The organism is Streptococcus sp. FDAARGOS_256 (assembly GCF_002289235.2).
Lineage (GTDB): Bacteria > Bacillota > Bacilli > Lactobacillales > Streptococcaceae > Streptococcus.
In genome coordinates this window covers 1,202,508-1,213,825 of record NZ_NTGM02000001.1, presented here as the reverse complement: position 1 = coordinate 1,213,825, position 11,318 = coordinate 1,202,508, and the positions used below count along the sequence as shown (strand labels likewise).

Here is an 11,318-nt window from a genome sequence, read left to right as displayed (position 1 = left end):
ATTTACAAAGAAAGGGTTAAAAATGACATCAGCCTTGATTTTAGGCTATTCAGCCTTGGACCTTGGTCTCTTTAATGACAAGGATATTCGCGTTGATATTATCAAAACAGCCATTCGAAGAGACCTGGAACGTCTAGCAGAGAATGGGGTGAACTGGCTTGTCTTTACAGGGACTTTGGGCTTTGAGTACTGGGCGCTTCAGGTAGCAAAAGACATGAAAGCAGACTATGGATTTCAGCTGGCGACCATTTTTGATTTTGAAACCCATGGCAGTAATTGGAATGAAGCAAATCAAGCGAAACTGAGTGAGTTCAAGCAGGTTGATTTTGTCAAATACGCCTATCCACAATATGAGCACAAGGGACAACTACGCGATTATCAGAAATTTCTGCTGGAAAATACAGATACTTGTTACCTTTTTTACGACGAAGAAAACGAAACCAAGTTACGATATTTTTACCAAATGATGAAAAATCAAGCGGACTATGTTACAAGAAGATTAACATTTGAGGACTTGAATGAAATAGTAGAAAATTTTTCTGAAAAGTAAGCCTTTGACCTTGATTTTTACTTGTCTTTTTTTATATAATAATACTAGTAACCCAGAATGGAGAGAGACATGGCAAGTATTATATTTTCAGCGAAAGATATTTTTGAACAAGAATTTGGACGTGAAGTACGTGGATACAGCAAAGCAGAGGTAGACGAATTCCTAGACGATGTGATTAAGGACTATGAAACCTACGCAGCTTTGGTCAAATCCCTTCGTCAAGAGATTGCTGATTTGAAGGAAGAATTATCTCATAAACCACAGGTTGCGCCAACTCAACCAGACTCTATTGAAGTAACAGCTTCTACTTCAATGACAAACTTTGATATTTTGAAACGCTTAAATCGTCTCGAAAAAGAAGTATTTGGTAAGCAAATCTTAGACAACCAAGATTGATAATTGACTAAGGAATGAGTGCAATTTTTGGATAATCGCGTGAAGAGGTTCTCTTTTCATGAGGAAAGTCCATGCTAGCACAGGCTGTGATGCCTGTAGTGTTTGTGCTAGGCGAATCCATAAGCCTAGGGACGAGAAATCGTTACGGCAGTCGAAATGGCTAAGTCTTCGGATAGGTCAGAATAGGCTTGAAAGTGCCACAGTGACGGAGTCTTTCTGGAAACAGAGAGAGTGGAACGCGGTAAACCCCTCAAGCTAGCAACCCAAATTTTGGTCGGGGCATGGAGTGCACGGAAACGAACGTAGTACTCTGACTGCTAGCAGATTTATGCTGTTAGCGGTAGACAGATGATTATCGAAGGAAGTGGTCCTAGTCACTTCTGGAACAAAACATGGCTTATAGAAAATTGCATATAGGTTGGGGCTGAGAAATCTTTCTCAACCTCATTTTTTAAAGTGAACAAGAGAAAGGTCTTGCAAGACTAGAAATGAAAGAACAATTTAATTTAATCGCAACTGCTGCGGCGGGTCTCGAGGCTGTCGTTGGACGTGAGGTGCGAGACCTTGGTTATGATTGCCAGGTTGAAAATGGGCGTGTCCGCTTTCAAGGAGATGTGAAGGCAATCATCGAGACCAATCTTTGGCTTCGTGCAGCGGATCGCATCAAGATTGTAGTCGGAAGTTTTCCTGCTAAGACTTTTGAAGAGCTTTTTCAAGGTGTTTTTGCTCTAGATTGGGAAAACTATCTCCCGCTAGGAGCACGCTTCCCGATATCAAAGGCAAAATGTGTGAAGTCTAAACTCCACAACGAGCCCAGTGTTCAGGCTATTTCTAAGAAGGCTGTTGTGAAGAAATTACAAAAACACTATGCCCGTCCAGAAGGAGTTCCCTTGATGGAAACGGGTCCCGAGTTTAAGATTGAGGTATCTATCCTGAAAGATGTGGCAACTGTCATGATTGACACGACTGGTTCTAGCCTCTTTAAGCGTGGTTATCGTACGGAAAAGGGTGGAGCGCCGATCAAAGAAAACATGGCAGCAGCCATTTTACAACTATCTAATTGGTATCCAGACAAGCCCTTGATTGATCCGACCTGTGGTTCAGGAACGTTCTGTATCGAGGCGGCTATGATTGCTAGAAAGATGGCTCCAGGACTTCGCCGTTCCTTTGCTTTTGAGGAATGGAACTGGGTCAGCGATCGGTTAATCCAAGAAGTTCGCACAGAGGCGGCTAAGAAAATTGATCGTGAACTTGAGCTGGACATTATGGGCTGTGATATAGATGCTCGCATGGTGGAAATTGCCAAGGCAAATGCTCAAGCAGCAGGTGTCGCAGGTGACATCACCTTTAAGCAAATGCGGGTACAGGACTTGCGCACAGACAAGATTAATGGCGTTATCATTTCCAATCCACCATATGGGGAACGCTTGTCTGATGATGCAGGAGTTACCAAGCTCTATGCTGAGATGGGACAGGTCTTTGCACCACTGAAAACGTGGAGTAAGTTTATCCTGACGAGTGACGAAGCTTTTGAAAGCAAGTACGGAAGTCCAGCTGATAAAAAACGAAAACTCTATAACGGGACCTTAAAAGTGGATTTGTATCAATACTTTGGTCAGCGTGTCAAACGCCAAGAGGTAAAATAGAAAGGTGAACTCATGAGTAAGAAAAGACGTGATCGTCATAAAAAAGGACATCAAGAACCACAATTCGACTTTGACGAAGCAAAAGACTTGACTGTTGGTCAGGTCATTCGTAAGAATGAAGAGGTTGAAGCAGGAGTATTGCCTGAGGACAGTATCTTAGACAAATACATCAAACAACACCGTGAAGAGATTGAAGCTGACAAGTTTGAAACTCGTCAGTTTAAAAAAGAAGAACTGGCTTCTACTCAAAACCTAGAGGAAATGATCCAAGAAGTTCGTGAATCAAGTGAATCTTCTGATCAGGTAGACGATTCAGACATGGTTGCTGAGGAATCTATTGAAGAGATAGAAAATGAAGAGACTACTCAGTTTGTTCCACCCCTTCAAGATGAAGAAAGTGCTGAAATAGAGCCTCTCGTTTTAACAGAAACAGAGCCCAAGGAAATAAATGAGGAACGAGAAGAGGAGACCTATACACCTCTATCACGTTCGGCTCAAACAGAACCTGAAACAGGCTCTAAGAAGAAAGGTGTCATCATCATTGCTTCGGTAGTAGCTGCAATCCTTGTGCTTGCTGGAACATATTATGTCTACAGTCAAGTATCTCGTTCAAACCAAGAAATCCAGTCTTCTCAAGCAGCTTCTTCGGATGATCAAGGGACACAAACAGCTTTGAAAGACTTCAATGATCTCTATGATACTTTCTATACAGATGCTAATAAGACAGCTCTGAAAAACAGCCAGTTTGATAAATTGAGCCAACTGAAAACCTTGCTAGATAAGTTAGAAGGTAGCCGTGATTATACACTAGCTAAGTCAAGATATGATAGCCTAGCAACTCAAATCAAGGCTATTCAAGATGTTAATGCCCTCTTTGAAAGTCCAGCTATTACGGACGGAGTCTTGGATACTAATGCTAAGGCCAAGGCGGATGCTAAATTTACAGAAATTAAGACAGGCAACACAGAACTAGACAAACTCTTGGATAAGGCCATTAGTCTTGGAAAGAGTCAACAAACCAGTGCTTCCAGCTCAAGTTCGAGCTCTAGCACGAGTCAAGCAAGCTCAAGTTCAGCTACAGAGAGCAATGCAAGCAGTACGACACCTTCAACAAGCACCGCGGCACCAGCTAGAGACACAAATGGTGGTTTGTCTGGCGATGGGGTTAATCTTCAAAGAAGTGCTAGTCGTGTACCTTACAACCAATCAGCTGTAGACGATAGCAACAACCCTGCTTGGACCTTTGCGGATGGTGTATTGGAACAAGTTCTAGCAACATCACGTGCTCGTGGCTATATCACTGGAAATCAATATATCCTAGAACGTGTCAATATCGTAAACGGAAATGGTTATTACAACCTCTATAAACCAGATGGAACCTATCTCTTCACCCTCAACTGTAAGACAGGTTACTTTGTAGGGAATGGTTCTGGTCATGCAGATGACTTGGACTATTAGGACTCCGTTACAAAATTCTTTCCTTTCATAGGTAAAAATGATAAAATAAAACATATTAAACAAGAGGAGTGTCACATGACAAAAGCTAACTTTGGTGTCGTTGGTATGGCCGTAATGGGTCGTAACCTTGCCCTAAATATCGAATCTCGTGGTTATACAGTTGCCATTTACAACCGTAGTAAAGAAAAAACAGAAGACGTAATTGCTTGCCATCCTGAAAAGAACTTTGTGCCAAGCTATGACGTTGAAAGCTTTGTAAACTCAATCGAAAAACCTCGTCGTATCATGCTGATGGTTCAAGCTGGACCTGGTACAGACGCAACTATCCAAGCTCTTCTTCCCCACCTCGACAAGGGAGATATATTGATTGATGGAGGAAACACTTTCTACAAAGATACCATCCGTCGTAACGAAGAACTAGCAAACTCAGGTATCAACTTTATCGGTACAGGAGTTTCTGGTGGTGAAAAAGGTGCCCTTGAAGGGCCTTCTATCATGCCTGGTGGACAAAAAGAAGCCTACGAATTGGTTGCGGATGTTCTCGAAGAAATCTCAGCTAAAGCACCAGAAGATGGCAAACCATGTGTGACTTACATCGGTCCTGATGGAGCTGGTCACTATGTAAAAATGGTCCACAACGGTATCGAGTATGGTGACATGCAATTGATCGCAGAAAGCTATGACTTGATGCAACACTTGCTTGGCCTTTCTGCAGAAGACATGGCTGAAATCTTTACTGAGTGGAACAAGGGAGAGTTGGACAGCTACTTGATCGAAATCACAGCTGATATCTTGAGCCGTAAAGACGATGAAGGTCAAGATGGACCAATCGTAGACTACATCCTGGATGCTGCAGGAAACAAAGGAACTGGTAAATGGACTAGCCAATCAGCTCTTGACCTTGGTGTGCCATTGTCACTGATTACTGAGTCAGTATTTGCCCGCTACATCTCCACATACAAAGAAGAGCGTGTACATGCTAGCAAGGTCCTTCCAAAACCAGCTGATTTCAAATTTGAAGGTGACAAGGCTGAGTTGATCGAAAAGATCCGTCAAGCCCTTTACTTCTCAAAAATCATTTCATACGCACAAGGTTTTGCTCAATTGCGTGTAGCTTCTAAAGAAAACAACTGGAACTTGCCATTTGCGGACATCGCCTCTATCTGGCGTGATGGCTGTATCATCCGTTCTCGTTTCTTGCAAAAGATCACAGATGCCTACAACCGCGATGCTGATCTTGCTAACCTTCTCTTGGATGAGTACTTCTTGGATGTTACTGCCAAGTACCAACAAGCAGTGCGCGATATCGTAGCTCTTGCTGTTCAAGCTGGTGTACCAGTGCCAACTTTCTCAGCAGCTATTACTTACTTTGATAGCTACCGTTCAGCAGACCTTCCAGCTAACTTGATCCAAGCGCAACGTGACTACTTTGGTGCCCACACTTACCAACGTAAAGACAAAGAAGGAACATTCCACTACTCTTGGTATGACGAAAAATAAGTAGGTCTGCCATGGGGAAACGGATTTTATTACTTGAGAAAGAACGAAATCTCGCTCATTTTCTCAGTCTGGAACTCCAAAAAGAGCAATACCGTGTTGATCTGGTCGAGGAGGGGCAAAAAGCCCTCTCCATGGCTCTCCAGACAGATTATGACTTGATTTTACTGAATGCTCGTCTGGGGAATATGACGGCCCAGGATTTTGCAGAGAGGCTGAGTCGGACAAAACCTGCCTCAGTGATTATGGTCTTGGACCATCGCGAAGAATTGCAAGACCAGATTGAGACAATCCAGCGCTTCGCCGTTTCTTACATCTATAAGCCAGTGATTATTGATCAGCTGGTGGCTCGTATTTCAGCGATTTTCCGAGGTCGGGACTTTATCGACCAACACTGTAGTCAGATGAAGGTCCCAACATCTTACCGCAATTTGCGTATGGATGTAGAACATCATACCGTTTATCGTGGCGAGGAGATGATTGCTCTGACGCGCCGTGAGTATGACCTTTTGGCCACTCTCATGGGAAGCAAGAAGGTCTTGACTCGTGAGCAGTTGTTGGAAAGTGTTTGGAAGTACGAAAGTGCGACAGAAACTAATATCGTGGATGTTTATATCCGTTATCTACGTAGCAAGCTTGATGTAAAAGGTCAAAAAAGCTACATTAAAACCGTGCGTGGTGTTGGGTACACCATGCAAGAATAGAAAAGCAGTTGCAGTTGTGTAACTGCTTTTTTTGAGAAGTTTCTATATATTGACATACAATAAAGTCTTTGCTACAATCAGTTATGGAGGAAAGATCTAATGAAGAAATTTAAAATAATGATGCAAGTCGCACTAGCAACATTTTTCTTTGGTTTGCTAGCGACAAATACTGTATTTGCGGATACCACAGGTGGCCAATTTGTTGATAAGGATAATAGAAAATATTATGTAAAAGATGATCATAAAGCAATCTATTGGCATAAAATAGACGGTAAAACTTACTATTTTGGTGATAGAGGAGAGATGGTTGTCGGTTGGCAATACGTAGAAATTCATGGAACAGGTTATCGTGATAATTTATTTAATAATCGTCCAGTCTTAGAAATTGGCCTTCAACAGAAGTGGTACTATTTTGGACAAGATGGTGCTTTGCTAGAACAAACAGATAAACAAGTACTAGAGGCAAAAACGTCTGAAAATACAGGAAAAGTATACGGTGAACAATATACTCCATCTGCTGAAAAGAGAACTTATTATTTTGATAATAATTATGCCGTAAAGACGGGCTGGACTTATGAAGACGGCAATTGGTATTATTTAAATAAGCTAGGAATTTCTGGCGATGATTCTTACAATCCACTACCAATTGGTGAAGTTGCTAAGGGTTGGACTCAAGATTTCCATGTTACTTTTGGCATTGATAGAAGCAAACCTGCTCCGTGGTACTACTTAGATCCAACAACTGGCATCATGCAAACAGGTTGGAAACAACTTGGCAATAAGTGGTACTACCTCCGTTCATCAGGTGCAATGGCAACTGGCTGGTATCAAGAAGGCTCAACTTGGTACTATTTAGACGATCCAAATGGCGATATGAAAACGGGCTGGCAATATCTTGGGAACAAGTGGTACTATCTCCGTTCATCAGGAGCCATGGCGACTGGCTGGTATCAGGAAGGTTCGACTTGGTATTATCTACATACAAGTAATGGCGATATGAAGACTGGCTGGTTCCAGGTTAATGGTAAATGGTACTACGCATATAGTTCAGGTGCTTTAGCAGTGAATACGACCGTAGAAGGCTATTCGGTCAACTATAATGGCGAATGGGTCCAATAATGAAGGAGGCGATTGTGAAGGAAACAATCGCTTTTTTTGTGAAAATATAATAAAATAGATAGGAGAAAATACTACTGTATGAAAAGTGAGACGGTCTTTTCGTCTGGTTAAAGGAAAACATGACAAAAAAAGTTGGTGTCGGTCAGGCACATAGTAAGATTATTTTAATAGGAGAGCATGCGGTCGTATACGGCTATCCTGCCATTTCCTTGCCTCTTTTAGAGGTGGAGGTGACCTGCAAGGTGGTCCCTGCTGAAAGTCCATGGCGTCTTTATGAGGAGGATACCTTGTCCATGGCGGTGTATGCCTCGTTAGAATATTTAGAGATTAAAGAAGCCTGCATTCGATGTGTGATTGACTCGGCTATCCCTGAAAAACGGGGGATGGGTTCGTCAGCGGCTATCAGCATAGCGGCCATTCGTGCGGTATTTGACTACTACCAAGCCGACCTGCCTCACGATGTGCTAGAAATCTTGGTCAATCGGGCTGAGATGATTGCCCATATGAATCCAAGCGGTTTGGATGCCAAGACCTGTCTCAGTGACCAACCTATTCGCTTTATCAAAAATGTTGGTTTTACAGAACTTGAGATGAACCTATCTGCTTATTTGGTGATTGCAGATACAGGTGTGTATGGCCACACTCGTGAAGCTATCCAAGTCGTTCAAAGCAAGGGAAAGGATGCCCTGCCGTTTTTGCATGCCTTGGGAGAATTGACCCAGCAAGCAGAAGATGCGATTAGACGAAAAGATGCTGAGGGACTGGGACAAATCCTCAGTCAAGCGCATTTACATTTAAAAGAAATTGGTGTCAGTAGCCCTGAGGCAGACTCCCTCGTTGAAGCGGCTCTGAGCCATGGTGCTCTAGGTGCCAAGATGAGTGGTGGTGGACTAGGAGGCTGTATTATCGCCTTGGTAGCTAATCTGGACCAAGCGCAAGAACTAGCAAAACGATTAGAAGAGAAAGGAGCTGTTCAGACATGGATCGAAAGCCTGTAACAGTACGTTCCTACGCAAATATTGCCATTATCAAATATTGGGGAAAGAAAAAAGAAAAAGAGATGGTTCCTGCTACTAGCAGTATCTCTCTGACTTTGGAAAACATGTACACAGAGACGACCTTGTCGCCTCTACCGACGGATGCGACTGCTGATGCCTTTTATATCAATGGTCAGCTTCAGAGTGAGGCTGAGCATGCCAAGATGAGCAAAATCATCAACCGTTACCGTCCAGAAGGTGAGGGATTTGTCCGTATCGATACCCAAAACAACATGCCGACTGCGGCTGGCTTGTCATCCAGTTCTAGTGGTTTGTCCGCCTTGGTCAAGGCATGCAATGCTTATTTCCAGCTTGGTTTGAATCGGAGTCAGTTGGCACAGGAGGCTAAGTTTGCTTCTGGTTCTTCCTCTCGTAGTTTTTATGGGCCACTCGGTGCCTGGGACAAGGATAGTGGGGAGATTTACCCTGTAGAGACAGACTTGAGACTAGCTATGATCATGTTGGTGCTAGAGGACAAGAAAAAACCAATTTCTAGCCGTGATGGGATGAAACTCTGTGTGGAAACCTCGACGACCTTTGATGACTGGGTACGCCAGTCTGAGAAGGACTATCAGGATATGCTGCTTTATCTCAAGGAAAATGACTTTGCCAAGGTTGGGGAATTAACGGAGAAAAATGCCCTTGCTATGCACGCTACGACCAAAACAGCATCGCCAGCCTTTTCATATCTGACGGATGCTTCCTATGAAGCCATGGACTTTGTTCGCCAGCTTCGTGAGCAAGGGGAAGCCTGCTACTTTACCATGGATGCTGGTCCCAATGTCAAGGTCCTCTGTCAGGAGAAAGACTTGGAGCATTTATCAGAAATCTTCGGTCAACGTTACCGCTTGATTGTGTCAAAAACAAAGGATTTGAGTCAAGATGATTGCTGTTAAAACGTGCGGAAAACTCTATTGGGCAGGTGAATATGCTATTCTAGAGCCAGGGCAGTTGGCCTTGATAAAGGCCATCCCCATCTATATGAAGGCTGAGATTGCTTTTTCTGACAGCTACCGTATCTACTCAGGTCTGTTTGATTTCGCAGTGGACTTGACGCCAAATCTTGACTACAGCTTGATTCAAGAAACGATTGCTTTGATGGGGGACTTCCTCGCCAATCGTGGGCAAGCCTTGCGACCTTTTTCCTTGGAAATTCGTGGAAAAATGGAACGGGAAGGCAAAAAGTTTGGTCTGGGTTCGAGTGGTAGCGTCGTTGTCTTGGTGATCAAGGCCCTGCTGGCTCTATATGATATTACGGTTGATCCGGAACTCTTGTTCAAGCTGGCAAGCGCGGTCTTGCTCAAGCGAGGCGACAATGGTTCTATGGGAGACCTTGCCTGTATTGTTGCAGAGGATTTGGTTCTCTACCAGTCTTTTGATCGAAAGAAGATAGCTGCTTGGTTGGAAGAAGAAAGCTTGGCAACAGTTTTGGAGCGTGCTTGGGGCTTTTCTATCTTACAAGTAAAACCAGGTCTAGAATGTGATTTCCTAGTTGGATGGACCAAGGAAGTAGCTGTGTCTAGTGACATGGTCAAGCAAATCAAGCAAAACATCAATCAGAATTTTTTAACTTCCTCAGAAGCAACGGTGGTTGCTTTGGTAGAAGCCCTGGAACAGGGGAATGCAGAAAAAATTATCGAGCAGCTGGAAACAGCCAGTCAGCTTTTAGAAGGTTTGAGCCCAGATATTTACACACCTTCGCTGAGACAGTTGAAAGAAGCCGGTCAAGATTTGCAGGCTGTTGCCAAGAGTAGCGGTGCTGGTGGTGGTGACTGTGGCATTGCCTTGAGTTTTGATGTGCAATCAACTGAAACCATAAAAAATCGCTGGGCCGATCTGGGGATTGAGCTCTTATACCAAGAAAGGATAGGACATGACGACAAATCGTAAGGACGAGCACATCCGCTATGCCCTTGAGCAGAAAAGTTCCTATAATAGCTTTGATGAGGTGGAGTTGATTCATTCTTCCCTGCCTCTTTATGACCTGGATGAGATTGATTTGTCTACAGAGTTTGCAGGTCGAAAGTGGGACTTTCCTTTTTATATCAATGCCATGACAGGTGGGAGCGAAAAAGGTAAAGAAATCAATCAAAAACTAGCTCAGGTGGCAGAAGCCTGTGGGATTTTGTTTGTAACGGGTTCTTATAGCGCAGCACTTAAGGATCCAACAGACGACTCTTTTTCTGTCAAATCTAGCCATCCAAATCTCCTCCTTGGAACCAATATTGGATTGGACAAGCCTGTTGAGTTAGGACTTCAGACTGTAGAAGAGATGAATCCTCTTCTCCTTCAAGTGCATGTTAATGTCATGCAGGAATTGCTCATGCAAGAGGGAGAAAGAAAGTTTCGAAACTGGCAATCACATCTGGCAGACTACAGCAAGCAAATCCCTGCTCCTATTATTCTCAAGGAAGTGGGCTTTGGGATGGATGTGAAGACCATCGAGAGAGCCTATGAACTGGGTGTTCGAACGGTTGACCTATCAGGTCGTGGTGGCACCAGCTTTGCCTATATCGAAAACCGTCGCAGTGGTCAGCGTGATTACCTCAATCAATGGGGCCAGTCTACTATGCAAGCCCTTCTCAATGCCCAAGACTGGAAAGACAAGGTCGAACTCTTGGTTAGCGGAGGCGTTCGGAATCCGCTTGATATGATTAAGTGCTTGGTCTTTGGAGCCAAGGCTGTAGGACTGTCTCGAACCGTTCTAGAGTTGATTGAAACCTACTCCGTCGAAGAGGTGATTGGCATCATCCAAGGCTGGAAAGACGATCTGCGTTTGATCATGTGTGCCCTTAACTGTGCCACCATAGCGGATCTGCAAAAAGTAGACTATATTCTTTATGGCAAACTCAAAGAAGCGAATGATCAGATCTAAAGAGGTCGGGACAAGAATCCCGCCCTTTTTTGTAGC

11 protein-coding genes and 1 other RNA gene are annotated in these 11,318 nt (G+C 43.6%); all 12 read left to right on the top strand.

The genetic code is table 11. The features are described from left to right. Window positions 1-22: 22 nt before the first annotated feature. Window positions 23-550, top strand: coding sequence for a DUF1273 domain-containing protein (locus tag A6J84_RS06150; RefSeq protein WP_070696671.1), 528 nt, complete (start codon window positions 23-25; stop codon window positions 548-550). 69 nt (window positions 551-619) lie between these two features. Then, the gene (gene gpsB, locus A6J84_RS06145) at window positions 620-946 is read left to right on the top strand and encodes a cell division regulator GpsB (RefSeq protein ID WP_095726255.1); all 327 of its coding nucleotides are present in this window, start codon (window positions 620-622) and stop codon (window positions 944-946) included. A 23-nt stretch (window positions 947-969) separates the two neighbouring features. Continuing rightward, an RNA gene (gene rnpB, locus A6J84_RS06140) (RNase P RNA component class B) lies at window positions 970-1,351 on the top strand. Window positions 1,352-1,434: 83 nt separating this feature from the next. Continuing rightward, the gene (locus A6J84_RS06135) at window positions 1,435-2,592 is read left to right on the top strand and encodes a THUMP domain-containing class I SAM-dependent RNA methyltransferase (protein WP_000662905.1); all 1,158 of its coding nucleotides are present in this window, start codon (window positions 1,435-1,437) and stop codon (window positions 2,590-2,592) included. Window positions 2,593-2,604: 12 nt separating this feature from the next. Continuing rightward, complete coding sequence (mapZ, locus tag A6J84_RS06130; protein ID WP_070657711.1) at window positions 2,605-4,050, top strand: cell division site-positioning protein MapZ; 1,446 nt, start codon at window positions 2,605-2,607, stop codon at window positions 4,048-4,050. Between the two features lie 75 nt (window positions 4,051-4,125). Continuing rightward, window positions 4,126-5,550 carry an NADP-dependent phosphogluconate dehydrogenase gene (gene gndA, locus A6J84_RS06125; RefSeq protein WP_061426757.1) on the top strand — a complete coding sequence of 475 codons (1,425 nt, stop codon included), beginning with the start codon at window positions 4,126-4,128 and terminating at the stop codon, window positions 5,548-5,550. A gap of 11 nt (window positions 5,551-5,561) precedes the next feature. Then, complete coding sequence (locus tag A6J84_RS06120; protein ID WP_061426759.1) at window positions 5,562-6,251, top strand: DNA-binding response regulator; 690 nt, start codon at window positions 5,562-5,564, stop codon at window positions 6,249-6,251. A gap of 99 nt (window positions 6,252-6,350) precedes the next feature. Further along, entirely contained in the window at window positions 6,351-7,370 is a 1,020-nt protein-coding gene (gene cbpC / locus A6J84_RS06115; RefSeq protein ID WP_070657712.1) for a choline-binding protein CbpC, read from the top strand. A gap of 119 nt (window positions 7,371-7,489) precedes the next feature. Continuing rightward, window positions 7,490-8,368, top strand: coding sequence for a mevalonate kinase (gene mvk, locus A6J84_RS06110; protein ID WP_095726254.1), 879 nt, complete (start codon window positions 7,490-7,492; stop codon window positions 8,366-8,368). Beyond that, window positions 8,350-9,303 carry a diphosphomevalonate decarboxylase gene (gene mvaD / locus A6J84_RS06105; RefSeq protein ID WP_095726253.1) on the top strand — a complete coding sequence of 318 codons (954 nt, stop codon included), beginning with the start codon at window positions 8,350-8,352 and terminating at the stop codon, window positions 9,301-9,303. Before mvk ends, mvaD begins: the two co-directional genes overlap by 19 nt. Further along, window positions 9,290-10,297 (top strand): phosphomevalonate kinase, encoded by a 1,008-nt coding sequence (locus tag A6J84_RS06100; RefSeq protein ID WP_095726252.1) that lies wholly within the window; start codon window positions 9,290-9,292, stop codon window positions 10,295-10,297. Before mvaD ends, A6J84_RS06100 begins: the two co-directional genes overlap by 14 nt. Continuing rightward, complete coding sequence (gene fni / locus A6J84_RS06095) at window positions 10,281-11,282, top strand: type 2 isopentenyl-diphosphate Delta-isomerase (RefSeq protein ID WP_095726251.1); 1,002 nt, start codon at window positions 10,281-10,283, stop codon at window positions 11,280-11,282. Before A6J84_RS06100 ends, fni begins: the two co-directional genes overlap by 17 nt. Window positions 11,283-11,318 lie beyond the last annotated feature (36 nt).